This window comes from Sphingobacterium sp. SRCM116780 (genome assembly GCF_021442025.1).
In the GTDB taxonomy this organism is placed as follows: Bacteria; Bacteroidota; Bacteroidia; order Sphingobacteriales; family Sphingobacteriaceae; genus Sphingobacterium.
The window spans coordinates 1,259,820-1,278,252 of the sequence record NZ_CP090446.1; the positions used below are offsets into that span (position 1 = coordinate 1,259,820).

Here is an 18,433-nt window from a genome sequence, read left to right on the forward strand (position 1 = left end):
TCTGTTCTTAAACATACTTACAAGTTTGGAGGAGATCGTCGAAGCATCTATCTTTATGGAAAGCAATACAGAAGGAGGCAAGATTGTTGTTCTTGTCTAAACCAATAATAGGATAGCCAATGGAATTAAATATAAACACAAAATCAAACCATAACGATACAGCTCATACTGCCCATATCAAGTTTCACCGAGAAGTAATAGATGGTCTGAAAAGTAATCCCAAGACCTTACCATCAAAATATTTTTATGACAAGAATGGTGATGGACTCTTTCAGCAGATCATGGCTATGCCTGAGTACTACCTCACAAAATGTGAGTTGGATATTTTTTGCAATAAAACAGTAGAAATAGCCAATATGCTAACAGCAGAAAACGAACCGTTCGATCTTATTGAAATGGGGGCTGGAGATGCGATGAAATCATCCTATCTGCTGAAAGAATTAATGAAACGAGGGGTAGACTTTACTTATATGCCTATTGATATTTCAGACAATATCTTAACCGTATTGCACAACAAGCTTAAAGCAGATATGCCAAAACTTGCTATTGTCAGTTTGAAAGGTGAATATTTTGATATGCTCTATCAGGCCGCTTCTCTTTCTCAAAAAAAGAAAGTTGTATTGTTTTTAGGAAGTAACATTGGGAATATGGAGTTCGAAGACACTTTCAGTTTTTGTCGTGAATTGAACAAAAATTTGTCTCCAGACGATATCCTTTTGATGGGATTTGATCTGAAGAAAAACCCGCAGACAATTCTAAATGCTTATCATGATAAAATGGGAATCACGGCGGCATTTAATCTGAACCTGCTCACGCGAATCAATCGTGAAATTGAAGCCGATTTTCAATTGGATCAGTTTCAACATTATCCACATTACGATCCTATAACTGGTGCTTGCAGAAGTTATCTGATAAGTCTTGTCGATCAGCAAGTACAGATCGGCGAGGAAAAGATTTCATTTGCAAAAAATGAACCTATCTATATGGAAGTTTCACAAAAGTTTTCCATGAATGATATAGAACAACTTGCCCAAAATTCATGTTTTAATATTATAGGAGAAATTACAGATTCAAAAAACTGGTTTGTAGATTCATTCTGGAAGAAAATATAAGTTGAAAATAATGAAAGCAGATACACCTACATTAAGTCTTATAACTGATTTAGAAAAAAGATATATAGACATCCGAAATCATTCCGTAACGATATGTAAGCCCCTTGAAATCGAAGATTATGTTGTTCAGCCAATCATAGATGTCAGTCCTCCAAAGTGGCACTTAGGACATACAACTTGGTTTTTTGAAACCTTTGTACTCCAGCCAAATTTTCCTGGTTATATCGTGTTCGACTCACAGTACAACTTTGTGTTTAATAGCTATTATGAAACGGTGGGGGCAAGAGTAATACGTACCGATCGGGGTAATTTAAGCCGCCCTTCAGTTGCCGATGTTTATCGCTATAGAACCTATGTCGATCAGCAGATACATATTTTTTTTCAAAGTGATTTTATAACCGAATCAATTGCATCTTTATTAGAGTTGGGACTTCATCATGAGCAGCAACATCAGGAATTATTACTGACCGATATTAAATATATCCTAGGTCATAACCCACTTTTTCCAGTGTATGTAAAAGATACTGTTACTGACCAAGCAGATCATAAAGCATTAGAAATGATCAAAATTCCTGAAGGAGTATATGAAATTGGTTTTAAAGGAGCGGGTTTCTGCTTTGACAATGAGTTGGGACGTCATCAGGTTTACTTGCATGATTTTGAAATCTGCAACCGTCTAGTCACAAATGGTGAGTATTTACAATTTATGGAAAGTGGTGGTTATGATGATTTCAGACATTGGCATGCTGAAGGATGGGATTGGGTTAAGCAGACCCAAGCAAAGGCTCCACTTTATTGGCATTTTATTGATGAAAAATGGATGCAATATACGCTTCAGGGCTTACAAGAACTTAATCTTAACGAAGCCGTTTGTCATGTTAATTTTTTTGAAGCATCAGCTTATGCTGCATGGAAGGGTATGCGTTTACCCACAGAAGCAGAATGGGAGGTAGCATCCGATAAATTTAACTGGGGAAATCGTTGGGAATGGACAGGAAGTGCATATTTACCTTATCCAGGATTTAAAAAGGAGGCTGGTGCAGTGGGCGAATATAACGGTAAGTTTATGGTAAATCAAATGGTATTGCGTGGAGCTTCTGTAGCAACACCTAAAGGACACAGTCGAAATACCTATCGTAATTTCTTTCAAGCCAAATTACAGTGGCAATTTACAGGTATTAGACTCGCTCAATAATTTGACCTATGATTACAGTAGAATCAGTTTCTAAAAATTATAACGGACAGCCCGCAGTTGATCAAATTTCTTTTCAAGCTCATGATAAGGAAGTGTTTGTGCTTTTAGGAACTAGTGGTTGCGGTAAAACCACAACACTAAAAATGATCAATCGACTCATAGAACCAGATACCGGAGATATTTTGATTGATGGTAAAAACATAAGAAATCAAAAAATAGAAAATCTCCGTATGCGTATTGGTTTTGTGATGCAACATGCCGGACTATTTCCTCATTATACCATCCAGCAAAATATAGCTTTGGTTCCAGAATTATTGAAATGGGATAAAAAGATTATTCAAACAAAAACAGAGGAATTGATGTACAAACTCCATCTACCAGAAGATCTTCTTAACAGATTTCCTGCAGAATTAAGTGGTGGGCAACAACAACGTGTGGGGATTGCAAGGGCATTAGTAGCGAACACGCCAGTTTTGTTGATGGATGAACCATTTGGAGCGTTAGACAACATCACAAAAGCAGACATCTACGACGAGTTTAAATCATTGGACGAACTGAAAAATAAAACCACTATTCTGGTGACCCATGATGTGCAAGAAGCCTTCGAGTTAGGACATCGTATTTGTTTGATGGATAAAGGTAAAATTGTACAAATAGGTACGCCAAAAGAAATGCTCTATAGACCAAAGAATGATTTTGTAAGTGAATTCTTTGCCAACAATCGTCTTTTACTCGAATATAAAATAACAAGGGTACAAGATATACAACCTTATGTCCTTGATCAAGAAGTAAAGAAGCAAATTGATTTTTCTGGAAACGACAGTGTCTGGCATACCTTACAAAGATTTACTGCTCATAACAATTATGCAGAAAGCTATGAACAGTTGACCAAAGCATTTCATGCCTATCGAAAAACGGAAATCCAATGATACAACAAAATCTATGGCAATTCATTACCGAGCAACATGAAAAATTGCTGAACCAGATCGTGCAACATCTTGGATTGACTTGTCTTTCTTTATTACTTGCAATCGCTATTGGCGTTCCATTAGGCACACTTATCGTCAAAAAGAATATTTTGGCTAATCCTATTCTTGCTGTTGCGGGGATTTTGCAAACTGTACCCAGTATTGCTTTGCTTGGTTTTATGATACCCGTTTTTGGTATTGGACCAACCCCAGCCATTGTTGCTTTGCTGATCTATGCACTTCTGCCCATTATACGCAATACTTATACAGGTATTATTGGAGTTGATCCGATCGTTACTGAGACCGCAAAAGCTTTGGGTATGAATGGGAAACAATTACTTTTTAAAGTGGAGCTTCCGCTAGCGTTACCTGTTATCATAGCAGGCATTAGAACAGCAGCAGTCATTAATGTCGGAGTAGCGACGTTGGCATCTTTCGTCGCGGCAGGAGGTTTAGGTGAATTTATTTTTGGAGGTATTTCACTGAATAATATCAATATGATTCTTGCTGGTGCAATTCCAGCAGCACTGTTAGCAATATTGTTAGATCAGCTTATTGCATTGGTGCAGAAATCTCGCTTTCAACGTCTACATAAATTACGTTATATCATTCCCATTATTTTCCTGAGTATTGTTGCCGTGTATATATGGTCTACTGATGCAAGTAATAAGCTTAAGGCAGGGTTTACACCAGAATTTATGGGTAGACAGGATGGTGATATAGGACTGCGATCTGTCTATGGTTTGAACATGAATCCTACAGTTGTAAATGATGCCATCATGTATAAAGCAGCTTATGAAGGTGAACTAGATGTAATCAGTGGATACTCTACAGATGGTAGGATTAAAGCCTTTAATCTGTATGTACTTGAGGATGATAAAAAAATATTTCCGCCCTATTATGCAGTTCCCATCATAAAAACCAAAACGTTACAACAGTTTCCGAAACTTAAACAAACACTCAATCTTTTGGCAGGAAAAATTAATGATTCGATCATGACTGAACTAAACTATCGGACTGATCATCTACACCATACACCCGAGAAGGTAGCCAAAGATTTTTTAATACAAACGGGGTTGTATCAAAATAAAAGAAATGGGAGCGCCAACACCGTTCGTATTGGCTCTAAAATTTTTGGAGAACAATATATTCTTGTCCAGATATACAAAATGCTGATAGAGGGATACACAGATTATCAAGTGGATACCAAAACAGGTTTAGGTGGCACCAAAATATGTTTCGATGCATTAATGAATGATGCGATTGATTTCTATCCTGAATATACAGGTACAGGTCTTTTGGTTCTTTTAAAGCCAACGAATCAAACAATGAAAGATGTCACCAAAAGTCCAGAGAAAACGTATCAGTATGTAGATGCAGCATTTAGGAAACAATATGGAATAGAATGGTTGAAACCGTTAGGATTCAATAATGCCTATGCCTTGATGATGCGTAAAGAACAGGCAGAGACACTTCATATAAAAAGTATAACAGATTTAAAAGAATACCTCGAAGCTAATTAACAATAATACCTTTGCTTAAATTAAAAAATAAGGATTACAAGATGTTATTCATGAGCATACGATTTTATCACAACAGCATAATATTTGTTGGGATTTATGACTTAAAAAAAATGTCTATACCACTCCATTCTGACAATTTAAACAAGAACAAGAAATGACCAAATTGTTGCGAATATTGGCTAGGTATTGACGATTATGAATTGAAAACCTTCTTTTTTTTATTATAAAGTATGTTTGCTATTTAAACTAGCAAAAAATACGTTTTTGATGAAAAATAAAACAAAAATATTGATTTTAATGAAATATCGGTATTAGCGGATCGAATAACATTTCGTTATTTAAAAGAATAATCAATTTGTTAACCAAATATTCTTTTTAAGAATGCTTAAGGTGATAAATAGTGTGATAATTGAAAACTTGAAATGAAAAAATATAGAAAATATTGGATAGTTAGTTGTTTAGTTGTTGTTTTGTTCGCCACACTACTATTGTCTTGCCATCAACAAAATAATAGTAAGCAAGATGTCAAAATCAACACGATGGTCGATTCCAATGAGACGAGGTACCGTGACATTTTACTAAGTTTTTTTAGTGTGCAGGATTTTAAGGACAAATCGACTGGAAAGAGAAAGCGGGATGAATTACTCAAAGAAGATGGCTTTAAAGAATCTTCTTATAATTGGATGTTTTTAGCCTATCATTATTATTTAAATAGAAAATTAGATTCGATCAGCTATGCGCTCAAGCAGCTTGATCATGATAAGCTTTCTCCCGATCTCATTAGCCTTAAAGATTATTTTAAGATTAGAGCTGAATTTAGTTTTAATGATGTTACAGATGGGGCTATGATGGAACGTTTGATAAATGCCAAAGAATATGCACTGAAGAATAAAAGTGTATTTACTTTCTTGTTTTATAATATGTTAGCTAATGCTGATTATAATAGAGAGGATTATAGAAAAGCATTGGAAAACACCAATTCTTGGTATGCACATCATCCTAATCGATCAGACGTGTACATTTGCCAAGCCTATCATGAAATCAAATTCATGCAATATATAGGACTGCATGATAAAAAGGAGTTAAGGAAAACCTTAGATAGTTGTATTTATTATGCGAATAAAACACAAGACTCTGCTGTTATCATGCGCATGCATAACTTAGAATCACAATACTTTTTCAACCAAGGAAATTCAGAAAAAGCAGTTGAATCTTCTAGAAGATATTTCAATTATTTAGTTACTTCGAAAACCTTAAATCCAACGGCGTATGCGAATTTTGCTAAGAATTTTTTGAATAACAATCAGGTGGATTCAGCAATCTTTTACTTTAACGCTGGACTGGAATTTATTGAGGAAAACAAAATAAAATATAATACCCTGTTTTTCTATAAAAATCTGCAAGGAGCCTATGCCAGTAAAGGAGATTATAAAAATGCATATACTGCATTGGATTCTACATTTGCAGTTTATAAAAGTAGTCTTATGCGGATTCAAACAGAGAAACTTCAAGAAATCAATGCAAAATATCAAACAGAGAAAAAAGATCAAGCGATTGATTTATTGAAAACAACGAATGCGTTTAATCACAAAATTCTAGTTCAACAACGGTGGATGTTTGTGATTCTATTAGGTTTTTTACTCAGTGTAGTGATCTTCTTATATTATCGAAATAAGCAGAAACTACTCAAAAGTACTCATGAAAAAATTATAGCCGAAAATAAACAGCTTTTGTTAGAACAAAAAACACGACAAAATCAGCTTAATCCTCACTTTATCTATAATGCGATCTCGAATCTACAAGGGTTGATTAGTAGCGAACAAAAAACAAAAGCTAATCAGTATTTGATATTATTGTCTCGCCAGATTCGAGATATCTTAGAATTGAATCGCGAAGAATATATCTCCCTAGAGCAAGAAATTAAGTCACTAAAGAATTATATGCTTTTACAACAAATGCGTTATCAAGATGTGTTTGATTTCCATATGGATACCCATGATTTAGATCTTGAAAATGTCATGATTCCACCGATGCTGATACAGCCATTCGTAGAAAATGCCATTGAATATGGTTTTAAAAACTTATCTTATATGGGTAATTTGCAAATCGATTTCTATGAAAAAGAGAATCATCTTTATGTCTCCATTTGTGATAATGGATTGGGTTTACAGTCAAAAAAGGAGGGAAGTCAACACAAAAAATCTTTATCTCAAGTGATCACTAAAGAAAGATTAGATCTGTTGTATCCAAATCCTGATCAAAAAGCTGGTATTGAAATTATACCAAATTATAAGGAAGATGAAAGTGGTTACAGAATAGTAATCTACATACCCCTTAATTTATATTTTAATTAGAAATAATAATATGAAAATTTACTTACTTGAAGATGAGCACAATATATATCTGTATATAAAATCATTATTGGATGAAATTCCCTATGTACAAGTTGTAGGACATAGTCCAACGATTGCAGAGGCTGAGCGAGAATTAATAGTTGCCAAACCAGATCTAATCTTGGCGGATATCCAACTTAAAGATGGTTCTAGTTTATCCCTTCTTTCTAAACTTGAACTGGATGTTAGTATTATTTTTATTACAGCCTTTAATCAATATGCTATTGAAGCCCTTAATATTGGTGCCATTGGTTATTTATTGAAACCCTTGGTTGCCAATACATTTATGGAAACGATTGAAAAGTGTTACAGAAAAAATACAGAGTTTAGGTTTAATAGTATGCAGTTGAATATGGCGGAAAACTATTTAAAATCACCAGCGAAACCAAAACGAATAGCATTGCGCACCTTTGAATACACGCAAATTCTGAATGTAGAAGATATTCTATATTGTCATGGAGATAAAGGATATACAACATTTTACACAAAAGACACCAATCCAATGATGGTGTCTAAGGTGCTCAAACACTTTGAAGCAATGTTACCCGATTCCGATTTTATTCGTTGCCATCAATCCTATTTAATCAATGTAAACTACATAAAAAAATATTATAAAGATGGTCAATTGGAAATGACTGATGGTAAATTAATACCTGTTTCCAGTAGAAAAAAAGAAGTCATTCTCCAATTTTTAAATGAGTTTAATTAGGAAATTAAGGATTCTTAAAGTATCGTCGTATGCTGATCAATAATCAGAACGAATACACTTCAAGTACAAGTAAAGAATTTTTCTATTCATCATCATACTAACGATCCATTTACCTTCCTCTGATTCTAAGAGTTGGTAAATGAATGAGATTAATGAGCATTATTGGTGTTAGAGCAGCCTTTTTCCAAAAGATTTTACTTTATCCAACCATTTGCTTCGTTGTCTTTCATTTGAAGATTTAATAATAGCTATATAAGTAACTCTTACAGGTGATACTCCACAAAATTGTAAAACTGTTTTTTTAAGTTGATTTACGCTAGGTTGCCCGTAGAATATGCGGTAATACCAGCTTGGTTGATCAAGAGTACTGATAATATGCGCTGTTTTTCCTAAAAGAAGCTTGTCCCAGAAAACAGAATTTGGACGATATTTAAAAGCCAATCCTGGTAGAAACAATCGATCAATAAAACCTTTGGTGATAGCGGGTAATCCTCCCCACCAAATGGGATGAATCCACAGCAGATGATCAGCCCATTTGATAATTTCCCATGCTTCCATCAAATCGGGTTCTAACACCATTCTTGCCTGATATCCAAATTGTAGATTAGGATTAAAATCTAATTCCGAAATGTTGATTTCTTTTATACTTGCACCAGTCTCCACAGCACCGTTTTTATACGCATTTGCTAATCCAGAATTGAATGAATTTCTATTTGGATGTCCATTGATAATTGCTATCTTTTTCATTGATTATCTGTTATGATACAAACAAAATTAGATGTAAAATCAATCCCTATATAGGACATATGTCTAAATCATAACTTCTTTTCTAATGCGGCTAAGATGTCGTTGTGTTATCCCGAGGTAAGAGGCAATATATTGCAAAGAGATTTGCTGAATATATTGAGGTTGGTTTTTAAGTAAAGAGGAGTAACGCTGTAACGCCGATTCTTTCTGTAACTGAAAGACTCTTTTTTCCAGTTCTAAATATTGATGTTCAGCAATAATTTTGAGGAACTTAATCCAGTTTGGATTTTCGCTGACCAATTGGTCGACTGTGCTTTTTTTGATCACCAACAATTCCACAACAGTAATGGCTTGCATGGATTCTATGCTTAGATTTCCGGTTAGAAAGGAAGAATAGGCCGCAATTAGATCATTTGGAAATCGAAAACAATAGGTCATATCTTGACCATCAGCAGTCATATAATACGATCGAATGATACCCGACTGAATAAAAGCTATCTCCGTACATTTTTGATTTTCTTTCACAAAAAAATCAGTTTTATTTAGTTTTCTATATTGAAAAAGCGAGGTAAAACTTTCAATTTCTTCTTTGCTAAATATACCGAAGCTATCAAAATACTGTTCAATCATATGATCTTTTAAAAGAACAATGATACTCATATTTTAGCAGATCGCTTTATGTTTTTTAGGCAAAAGGGACATCATGGCTGGCTATTTTTTATAACAACTTAATTCTTAGATATTGACCTTGGTTGTTGAGATGCCCGTTTTCTAACCAGAAGGCTTTGGCGTGCAGTGCTTTCAGGTAGAAACAATTATCAGTACCCCAAAACATATTATCGGGTTTATCTCGGTCATTTTCCTGTGTCAAAGGCATCCAGTTTTTAAAACTTATTGCCACTATATTTTTGATATTTTTATTTTCTATGTGGTACAATTCAAGATCGGCAGTAGTTTCATAAGGATTGGCAGCAACACTGATCAAATGTTGTTTGTCCGATGAAAGATAAGGAAGGTCATCTATTTGTAATTGCTCTCCTGTCGTTTTATCGACAAGGGTTACATCACCCTCTTCCCAGTAGCTGCCACCTATTAGGTATTTATTCAGCTCAGGAATTTGTCCCATATAAACAAACACACACATTGACTCTTCCGCATCGGGTTTATCTGTAAAGATTACGGGCTTATCCGTGCACGGTAATGTCGTTATACCGTCTGTTTTTCTGATGTTTAATGTGTCGCTAATTAAAAAATTAACAGCTGTTGATTTTTGTTTTTTGTACTCAGCTTCGGTTACCAATTCTACAGTTAGGTATTTTTTCAATAAGATATCTTCTTCATAAAATTTTGTATTCACATCAGGCTCATGTATAGAACTGATGATATTTAATTGCTTAGGCCATAGTTTCACATCATATACAGATCCTGTTGCCTCCTTAAGAACATATATCTTTTCCCAAGCAGTACTTTGAATTTTTGTGTCACCTTTCATATATTCTCTTGAAATGCGAGCCATTATCCCTAACCATTCATTCGCATCTTCGATAACTTTCAATTGTTCACCATAGGAATAGTGTCCCAATATTTTAGTATTTGCAGCAGAACTTTGTTTTATATCTGTACCATTTACATCGGTTACAAATACAGTTTTTAAAACCTTGACCTTGTCATAATCAATAGACATTGGAGTTTCCTCTATAACGGATGTTGTATCCACTTCTTTTATTGCGTTGTTGTCCGATATTACTTTTGCGTTGTTGCTTTCATGGCACGAAATCAATAAGATTGAAAACAGTAGGATATAGATGGTTGTCATTTATTCTTCTTTATAGCTTTATCTTTCAGTAATTATTCAAAACAATGGATTATTCTCTATGTATCATTCTGTTTTTGTATTCATAGGATAAGAAGATTTAGAACCTTAATTCGTTGTATTTTTAGTTAATTCCTGCATATATATTTTATTAAAGAAACAATACTTTCCTGAATTTTTTCAAATACATTTACAATTAGGTGTTTATTTTTTAAAAGCGTCAAGTTTCAATCAATTTTAACAGCCATATAACAGAATAGCTTTATCCTTATGTTCATCGTTTGGACAAAGTAGGAGGATGGATGACAAATTATTTTTTTATATTTCTTGCAGATCTCAGTGCAATGAAAAGATACTACATTATTTTAGCGACTTTTTATTTCCTTAATAGTGTTTCTGTGTTTGATAAGAAACTATTCAAGGCCTCTTTGATATCAATATTCATCCTATTAGCCAATACTATAAGCCACCAGATATTTTCACCAAGTTTATGCTGCAACTCTTGTTCTGTATCAGCTTTAGGCCATCTTTGCTGTTGTGACATCACATTTCTTCCTACTAATCCTGCATCTGTAAGATAAGCTAATGCATCTTCTTCAATGGTCCATTTACTCCCATGATACTGTAATTCCAATTCGTGATAAAGTTCCCTTAACTTTAGTGATCTTTCTATAATAGTATCTAAATCCTGATTGTTCATACTCTCTTTTTAATTACATTAATAACCTTAGTCTCTCTTAACTTTGAAAGTACTAAAGTAAAACATTAATTTTCATTTAAACAGTTAACCCCAAATACTATTTCTCTTCATTATTCCAAAACTTTTTAATTGCACCTACTTACCCATAGTTTTTGATTTCCAATAGTTTATAACGAACAAAATTAATCCTATCAATATGAAAGGAATACTTAAAATTTGTCCCATATTAATCAACATCCCATCCTCAAAATGTTCTTGATTAATTTTTAGAAACTCGTCCATAAATCTAAAAGAAAACAATAAAATCAGCAATAAAGCAAAGCAATTTCCAATTTGATTTCGAAAGACAGGTTTCTTCCAGCAATAATACAATAGCACAAATAAGAATATACAGAATATAGCTTCATAAAGCTGGGCAGGATGTCTTGGTATCTGATCAACACGAGTAAATACAAAAGCCCACGGCATATCCGTTTGTTTTCCGATCATCTCCGAATTCATCAGATTACCGAGTCGGATACTTGCTCCTGCAATTGGTACAACCAAAGCAATGCGATCAGCTACCCATAAAAAAGGAAGTTTATTTTTTCTTGCAAATAGATAGATCGCCACCAAAATACCAATCCCTCCACCATGACTCGCTAATCCACCTTCCCAAACTGCAAATATTTTTAAAGGATTATTCAGGTAATAAGAAGGATCATAAAAAAGGACATGACCTAATCGCGCCCCCAACATGGTACCTACTACAATATAAATGGTCAATTGATCCAAAAATTCGATTGGTTTACTTTCCTTTTTTAATATAGAATCTAAAAATCGATAACAAAGAAGTATGCCAAGTAACCAAAATAAGCCATACCAGCGTATGGGATGGTTGATTATGGGTAGAACAAAAATATCACTATCGACATTCCAGGAGATAAAATTTAATAAAAAACTGAGTATTATCATGTTAAAAAGTTACGCTATATCAATAATTAGTATATCGATTATAGCGTTTGTTACATCTTCAACAGGTAAACAATCACGAGCATGCTGTGATTCAACGATATATTTTTAATATGAATAGGTATCACGAAGAGTTTTACTTAGCGATGAACTTTCCAGTTTTATCAATAGCATAATGAAAGGTTTCCTTTTTTGGTACTTCTTCCATATAATTGTATTCATCGCATACAATATCTTTTGTTGTGATATGACTAACTGTGCAGAAAGCGGATTCCGCAATTTCATCATAAGCGATTTTTAATTTATCAATGATTTTAAAATCAGAACTGTAGTTGATTACATAGGTTGACATTTCCATTTCACTTTGTATGGTAACCACAATGGATTCAAAATTAGTTGAAAGTGGAAACTTGTACCGCAGGAAATAGGCTTCCTTTTGAGGTTCAATATCTCCTAAATGCAGTTGGGATATGACTTCATCTGGCATTGAGTCTTTCCCTAAAAAATTATCAAAGTTAGTGGAATCTGTAAAAGGTAAAGTTCTTGTCTCAATAGCTTTAAATAAAGGAATCTCTTTTGTTGCTGTATCGATTTTTGGTTGAAAAGAAATTTTATTATTCTCTATCTTTTCTGTTTTCTGATTTACTTTGTTTTGGTTACAAGAACTCAGCAAGAGGATACTCAGGAATGTAATCGAATATAAAAATTTCATATTGTGCGTATGTTGTGAAATTAAGAATAACTTGTACCAAGTTATGATTTCTTGCTTTATTTTCCATAAGGAGGGAGGAAAATATAATACACTGCATGTCTACAATATATATGTTAAAAAACAGCAATAATTATAATTTTACTTCTTAGAAATCTATCAACTATATATTCCAAAACAACCCACCTAAAAAATACTTGTCAATTTTTCGGTTGCTGGTAGAATTTTAACCCTATAAATTTGTTTCAAATAATAAACGTAACAACTATGGAATTAAGTTTCGAACAAATGTATAAGGCACTGCTTGATAAAGATCTTCACTATGAAGGTATATTTTTTACGGCGGTAAAAACTACTGGTATATTCTGTCGACCTTCCTGCACAGCAAGAAAACCAAAACCTGAAAACATTGAGTTTTTCAAATCTACAAAAGAATGTATTTTGAAAGGATATCGAGCTTGTAAAGTTTGCCGTCCACTTGAAATGCTAAATGAAACTCCAGAATATATCAAACAAATTTTAAACGAGCTTTCACAAGATCCCACATTAAAATTTAAAGATTTTGATTTACTGCAACGCGGGATAGAGCCACATCAAATCAGACGTTGGTTTATGAAAAACCACGGCATCACGTTCCATGCTTATCAACGGATGTTCAAAATTAATTCTGCTTTCAAAAAAATACAAAATGGTGCGTCGGTAACAGATGTTGCTTTCAACTCAGGCTTTGAATCATTAAGTGGTTTTGGAGACTCTTTTAAACATATTTTTGGGGTTTCTCCAAAGAAAAGCAAGGAACAGGGACTCATTGATTTAAAACGCATTGAAACACCTTTAGGAACCATGTATGCTTGCGCAACGGAACAAGGCATTTGTCTTCTTGAATTTACTGATCGCAAGATGCTGGAAACGGAATTTAAACAGCTAACAAAGACTTTAAATGCGACAATTGTTCAGGGAGATAATCCACATTTTGATCTATTGGAGGAACAACTGGCAGAATATTTTGAAGGAAAGAGAAAAGATTTTTCTGTTCCTTTATTTACCCCAGGTTCTGATTTTCAAAATAAGGTCTGGAAAGCGCTAGTCCAAATACCTTACGGAGAAACAAAGTCCTACAAGCAACAGGCGATAAATATTGGTCAACAAGAAGCCGTACGAGCTGTTGCAAATGCAAATGGCATGAACAAAATAGCCATCCTTATTCCTTGTCACAGAGTCATTGGTACAAACGGAAACTTAACCGGTTATGGAGGTGGTGTTTGGCGTAAAAATTGGCTCCTTAAACTGGAAAATCAACACCGTTAATTTTTTATTATTGACATCATGTTGTATATTCTTCCTAATCATAGGAAAAATAAGCATAACACCATAATTGTGATGAGATGAGTAAAGTGTGTCTATTGTCTTAATTTAAATATAGACAAAAAGGTGTCCAATTTTTAACCAACTCTTGCTATTAGACGTCACTTGTTCGGATATTGGCCGTTTGAGCTTCGGATGCAAGCGTCCAATATCCGTTTAAAAAGCGTCCATTATCCAGCTGATATTAAAAGGTGGTCACTACTAGGTAGTCTATTGTTTTTTTATTATTTTTAACATAGATTAAATTCAACATACTATGGCGAAAACTGACTATAGGACAATAGACCAATACCATGATGTATTTCCTGAAGAAACTCAGGAACGGATGGAGCAAGTACGTAACCTAATTAAAAAAATAGTACCTGAATCGGAAGAGGTCATTAGTTATCAGATCCCAGCATTTAAAATCGGTAAAAAGTTTTTGATTTACTACGCTGCTTTTCCAAACCACATTTCACTTTCCTCACCATGGAGCGAAGCTTTTCTGAAAAATTTTGAAACAGATTTGGAAGATTTGAAAATAAGCAAATCTGCTATACAGTTTCCAAATAACAAACCATTTCCATTGGATTTAATCAAAAAAATGATCGCTTTCCGTAAAAAGGAATTAGATTAAAACAACATTTAAAACTGTGTATGTTCAGTTGAAATATAAAGTACGATAAAGATGATCAAAAATATTTTTGAAACCGAAGTAGCTAATGAAATTGTCGACCGCATTAACAAATTAAAACCAACGGACAAACAACATTGGGGTAAAATGAGTGTCGACCAGATGCTGACACATTGCAATATTGCTTATAAATATACCTTTGAACCCGCACAGTTCAAAAAACCAGGCACCTTAAAAAAATTCTTCTTAAAAAAATTTGTTAAAAAACTAGTAGTAGGAGAAAAGCCATATCCGAGAAATGGTAGGACTGCTCCCGATTTTATCATTGTCGGTGACCAAGACTTTGAGAAAGAAAAAGCTGAGCTGATCGAAAATGTCATTAAAGCCCAAAACTTAGGAACGACGTATTTTGAAGGTAAGGAGAATCATTCATTCGGTTCCATGACGGCACAAGAATGGAATAATTTGTTTTACAAGCACCTCGATCATCACTTGACACAATTCGGAGTGTAGTTAAATCAACTAAAATGAAGAAAATAGCGATCGAAATCAAGTGGGCTATCTTATTCACCATCATGTCTTTACTTTGGATGGTGCTGGAAAAGCTATGCGGTCTACACGGAAAGTATATTGACTATCATTTATACCTGACCAATTTGTATATGATACCCGCTGTTTGGGTTATGGTATTGGCACTTAAAGATAAAAAGAAAAATTACTATAACGGACAAATGAGCTATAAGCAAGGACTAATATCTGGAGTAATGGTTTCCTTAATTGTAGCTTTATTAAGCCCGTTGACACAATGGATCATTTCTTATGTCATCACACCCGAATATTTCCCTAATGTCATTAAACGTTCAGTAGAAATTGGTTATTACAAAACTACTGCAGAAGCAGAAGCCAATTTCAATTATAAGAACTATGCTATCCAAAGCACAATTGCCGCATTGGTAATGGGAACCTTGACGACAGCCATTACCATGATTTTTATTCGTACTAAAAACAAATCAACTGATGACAGCAAAACGATTAATTAGAATTTCAGCCATTTTAATCCTTGTTCACTTACTGGGACATACTGGAGGACATCTAAGTTGGGATAAAGCAAGTGGTCCGCTATTTGGGGTGGTAAAAGAAATGAAAAGCCACAGTGCCGAATTTATGGGTGCAACAAAAAGCATGGCTGATTATTTCAATGGATACAGCTTAATCATGTTTGGCTTGTTTGGCATGAGTATTTTAGTCTTATGGACATTATCCAACCATACGTTCAGAAGTGCTAAACTTGTTAAGCAGATATTGTATCCAATGGGAGTGACCTACTTAGCTTTCGGAGTTATTGAGTTTTTATACTTCTTTCCATTTGCAGCCATCATCAGCCTGTTGGCAGGAATTTTGATGCTTTTTTCAACGTTAAAATTGACCGATAAATAAATGTAGAAATTATGGAAACTAATCAAGTTAATTTATTCAGAGTGATAAAAGCGCCTGTAAATAAGGTTTTTAGAGCATTCTCTAGTCCCGAAGCCATGACATACTGGTTACCTCCCTATGGCTTTTTATGTACCGTCCATCAATTGGATTTCAGATTGGGGGGAAGTTTCAAGATGTCGTTTCACAATTTTACTACACAGAAAAGCCATTCGTTTGGCGGTAATTATTTGGAAATAAAAACAGACGAATTCATTAAATATTCAGACAAATTTGACGATCCTAATTTACCAGGAGAAATGATGACAAGTGTCTGGCTGAAAGAAGTATCGTGTGGTACAGAAATTACGATTACGCAGGAAGGAATTCCAGATGTAATCCCCGTGGAATTTTGCTATTTAGGCTGGCAGGAGTCACTTGAAAAATTAATCAAACTGGTAGAACCTGTCATAGAGGACTAACAAATCGTTATTTCAATCGTAACAACATCTTGTCATGATAGCAATTATAAATGCAACTCCCGATTGTGAGCTTACTTTAACAATTTACCTACTGACTCGTCACAAGTTAGTTGATTCAATTGATGAATAAGAAAATTAACATACCCCAATCAAAAAACGAACGTAATGAATAACAGCAGCCCACACGATGAACGTATTGCAAAAATGACCTTTGCTTCGGTATATCCGCACTACATCACAAAAGTGGAGAAGAAAGGCCGAACCAAAGAAGAATTGCATCAAGTGATCGAATGGCTTACAGGTTTTGATGAACAAAAGCTGCAAGATCAGATAGATAAGAAAACCACTTTTGCAACCTTCTTTCAACAAGCAACCTTAAACCCTAACGCCCATCTTATTACTGGTGTCATCTGTGGTTATCGTGTGGAAGAAATTGGAAACCCGTTAACACAACAAGTGAGATATTTAGATAAGATTGTAGACGAACTCGCAAAAGGTAGAAAGATGGAAAAGATCTTACGTGGTTTGTAGTAAAAACAGTAGTCAGAAAAAAAGAATTTTATTGATACAGATTAGAAAACTTGTTTTAATTGCTGTTAAACAATATTTACATGTACAAAATAGATATAAATTATGCGGATACTTCTTGTCATCGATATGCAAAAAGGCAGCTTCACTGCTGATACACCACGTTATGATGAAAAAGCTGTTATTAATAAGATCAACACATTAGCTTCTGCCATTCGGTCAGATGGAGGACAGGTCATATTTGTTCAACATGATGGCACAAAAGAAGATAAGTTCTATCCAGGTTCTTGGGAATGGGAAATATTGGAAGAACTTCATGTTGCCCCTCAAGATCAGTTGTTAAATAAAACCGCAAATGATTCTTTTTATCGAACTGAGCTCCAATCTGTACTCGAAAAACTACGTGTAAAAGAATTAATCATTACGGGATGTGCGACAGATTACTGTGTAGATACCACAGTACGTACAGCACTTAATCATGATTATGCCGTCACCGTAGTAAAAGATGCACATACCACAGCTGATCGACCGCATTTAAGTGCTAAACAGGTTATCGTACACCATAACTGGATGTGGGAGAACATGACACCCACAGAAGGACAAATCCGACTCTTAGATTGCGACGAATTATTAACAGAACTAGCCTAGTTAGTTTTGAACATATATCGGACTTAAAGGATAATATTTCAACGGATCCTTCCGTATTTAAATTTTTAAATACGGATGATTTATATTTCTTCTGACAGCAATTTCTTGATCAATACAATTTGGCCTAGATGATAATAACAATGTTCAATCATAGCCTCTAGGTTTCGTTGGTAACTGCCATACTGTTCTGTCACAAATGGAGCCTGTAATTGATCTGCATTGATCTGTTCAATCAGGAACGCGAATTCTTCGGCATCGTTCCAAAAAGAAGTCAGTATATTATCCCATTGTAATTGATCAATATTAGGAAAGAAGTCAAAACTTTTGGAATCGTTAATATCTAAAGCACCACCTTTCAAGACCTGTTTTACACCCTTGATATAATAATGAATATGTTGTGTTAAGGCAGCAATCGTATTTGCAGTTCCCAATTTTTTTGTGGCAATCGCAACATTACTACCCACTAATTGATCTTTAAAATTAGTATTCGCTATCCAAGTACCGTTTAGTACGACTTCGCGAAATCTTGTTGCCAAGTCAAGGCTTATTACCTGATGATCCATC

General features: G+C 34.4%; 21 protein-coding genes. 14 read left to right on the top strand and 7 right to left on the bottom strand.

Annotated features, from left to right (window positions below):
* Nucleotides 1-119 precede the first annotated feature (119 nt).
* From LZQ00_RS05575 to LZQ00_RS05600, 6 genes are all read left to right on the top strand, one after another.
* Entirely contained in the window at nucleotides 120-1,112 is a 993-nt protein-coding gene (locus tag LZQ00_RS05575; RefSeq protein WP_234512774.1) for an L-histidine N(alpha)-methyltransferase, read from the top strand.
* A 10-nt stretch (nucleotides 1,113-1,122) separates the two neighbouring features.
* Complete coding sequence (gene egtB, locus LZQ00_RS05580) at nucleotides 1,123-2,307, top strand: ergothioneine biosynthesis protein EgtB (protein ID WP_234512793.1); 1,185 nt, start codon at nucleotides 1,123-1,125, stop codon at nucleotides 2,305-2,307.
* Between the two features lie 8 nt (nucleotides 2,308-2,315).
* Complete coding sequence (locus tag LZQ00_RS05585) at nucleotides 2,316-3,236, top strand: ABC transporter ATP-binding protein (RefSeq protein ID WP_234512795.1); 921 nt, start codon at nucleotides 2,316-2,318, stop codon at nucleotides 3,234-3,236.
* Nucleotides 3,233-4,798: an ABC transporter permease/substrate-binding protein gene (locus LZQ00_RS05590; protein WP_234512797.1), complete on the top strand. Its 1,566-nt coding sequence runs from the start codon at nucleotides 3,233-3,235 to the stop codon at nucleotides 4,796-4,798. Before LZQ00_RS05585 ends, LZQ00_RS05590 begins: the two co-directional genes overlap by 4 nt.
* Before the next feature lie 422 nt (nucleotides 4,799-5,220).
* Nucleotides 5,221-7,152 (top strand): sensor histidine kinase, encoded by a 1,932-nt coding sequence (locus LZQ00_RS05595; protein WP_234512799.1) that lies wholly within the window; start codon nucleotides 5,221-5,223, stop codon nucleotides 7,150-7,152.
* A gap of 10 nt (nucleotides 7,153-7,162) precedes the next feature.
* Nucleotides 7,163-7,900, top strand: coding sequence for a LytR/AlgR family response regulator transcription factor (locus tag LZQ00_RS05600; RefSeq protein WP_234512808.1), 738 nt, complete (start codon nucleotides 7,163-7,165; stop codon nucleotides 7,898-7,900).
* A gap of 168 nt (nucleotides 7,901-8,068) precedes the next feature.
* On the opposite strand, the gene LZQ00_RS05605 is transcribed toward LZQ00_RS05600, so the two are convergent.
* The 6 genes from LZQ00_RS05605 to LZQ00_RS05630 form a co-directional block, all read right to left on the bottom strand.
* Nucleotides 8,069-8,647, bottom strand: a complete 579-nt coding sequence (locus LZQ00_RS05605; protein WP_234512820.1) for an NAD(P)H-dependent oxidoreductase — start codon at nucleotides 8,645-8,647, stop codon at nucleotides 8,069-8,071.
* Between the two features lie 63 nt (nucleotides 8,648-8,710).
* Nucleotides 8,711-9,307 (bottom strand): Crp/Fnr family transcriptional regulator, encoded by a 597-nt coding sequence (locus LZQ00_RS05610; RefSeq protein WP_234512822.1) that lies wholly within the window; start codon nucleotides 9,305-9,307, stop codon nucleotides 8,711-8,713.
* A gap of 58 nt (nucleotides 9,308-9,365) precedes the next feature.
* Nucleotides 9,366-10,463, bottom strand: coding sequence for an SH3 domain-containing protein (locus tag LZQ00_RS05615; RefSeq protein WP_234512824.1), 1,098 nt, complete (start codon nucleotides 10,461-10,463; stop codon nucleotides 9,366-9,368).
* A 373-nt stretch (nucleotides 10,464-10,836) separates the two neighbouring features.
* A complete protein-coding gene (locus LZQ00_RS05620; protein WP_234512825.1) occupies nucleotides 10,837-11,160 on the bottom strand; it encodes a MazG-like protein in 324 nt (107 codons plus the stop codon).
* Nucleotides 11,161-11,295: 135 nt separating this feature from the next.
* Complete coding sequence (lgt, locus tag LZQ00_RS05625) at nucleotides 11,296-12,114, bottom strand: prolipoprotein diacylglyceryl transferase (RefSeq protein WP_234512827.1); 819 nt, start codon at nucleotides 12,112-12,114, stop codon at nucleotides 11,296-11,298.
* 133 nt (nucleotides 12,115-12,247) lie between these two features.
* On the bottom strand, nucleotides 12,248-12,823 hold the full coding sequence (locus LZQ00_RS05630) for a hypothetical protein (RefSeq protein WP_234512829.1): 576 nt from the start codon (nucleotides 12,821-12,823) through the stop codon (nucleotides 12,248-12,250).
* 264 nt (nucleotides 12,824-13,087) lie between these two features.
* Between LZQ00_RS05630 and LZQ00_RS05635 the strand changes: the two genes are divergently transcribed.
* From LZQ00_RS05635 to LZQ00_RS05670, 8 genes are all read left to right on the top strand, one after another.
* Nucleotides 13,088-14,128, top strand: coding sequence for a bifunctional transcriptional activator/DNA repair enzyme AdaA (locus LZQ00_RS05635; protein ID WP_234512840.1), 1,041 nt, complete (start codon nucleotides 13,088-13,090; stop codon nucleotides 14,126-14,128).
* A 313-nt stretch (nucleotides 14,129-14,441) separates the two neighbouring features.
* Nucleotides 14,442-14,801: an iron chaperone gene (locus tag LZQ00_RS05640; protein ID WP_234512842.1), complete on the top strand. Its 360-nt coding sequence runs from the start codon at nucleotides 14,442-14,444 to the stop codon at nucleotides 14,799-14,801.
* 51 nt (nucleotides 14,802-14,852) lie between these two features.
* Entirely contained in the window at nucleotides 14,853-15,311 is a 459-nt protein-coding gene (locus LZQ00_RS05645; RefSeq protein WP_234512844.1) for a DUF1569 domain-containing protein, read from the top strand.
* A gap of 14 nt (nucleotides 15,312-15,325) precedes the next feature.
* The gene (locus tag LZQ00_RS05650) at nucleotides 15,326-15,838 is read left to right on the top strand and encodes a DUF4199 domain-containing protein (RefSeq protein ID WP_234512845.1); all 513 of its coding nucleotides are present in this window, start codon (nucleotides 15,326-15,328) and stop codon (nucleotides 15,836-15,838) included.
* Nucleotides 15,816-16,235: an LIC_13387 family protein gene (locus LZQ00_RS05655; protein WP_234512847.1), complete on the top strand. Its 420-nt coding sequence runs from the start codon at nucleotides 15,816-15,818 to the stop codon at nucleotides 16,233-16,235. The genes LZQ00_RS05650 and LZQ00_RS05655 overlap by 23 nt, the downstream gene beginning before the upstream one ends.
* Nucleotides 16,236-16,246: 11 nt before the next feature.
* Nucleotides 16,247-16,693: an SRPBCC family protein gene (locus tag LZQ00_RS05660; RefSeq protein ID WP_234512849.1), complete on the top strand. Its 447-nt coding sequence runs from the start codon at nucleotides 16,247-16,249 to the stop codon at nucleotides 16,691-16,693.
* Nucleotides 16,694-16,858: 165 nt separating this feature from the next.
* A complete protein-coding gene (locus LZQ00_RS05665) occupies nucleotides 16,859-17,224 on the top strand; it encodes a DUF2200 domain-containing protein (RefSeq protein WP_234512851.1) in 366 nt (121 codons plus the stop codon).
* Nucleotides 17,225-17,326: 102 nt separating this feature from the next.
* Nucleotides 17,327-17,869: a cysteine hydrolase family protein gene (locus tag LZQ00_RS05670; protein WP_262910925.1), complete on the top strand. Its 543-nt coding sequence runs from the start codon at nucleotides 17,327-17,329 to the stop codon at nucleotides 17,867-17,869.
* 80 nt (nucleotides 17,870-17,949) lie between these two features.
* Here the strand turns inward: LZQ00_RS05670 and LZQ00_RS05675 are convergent, their stop codons facing one another.
* Entirely contained in the window at nucleotides 17,950-18,432 is a 483-nt protein-coding gene (locus LZQ00_RS05675; protein WP_234512855.1) for a DUF1572 domain-containing protein, read from the bottom strand.
* Between the last annotated feature and the right edge of the window lies 1 nt (nucleotide 18,433).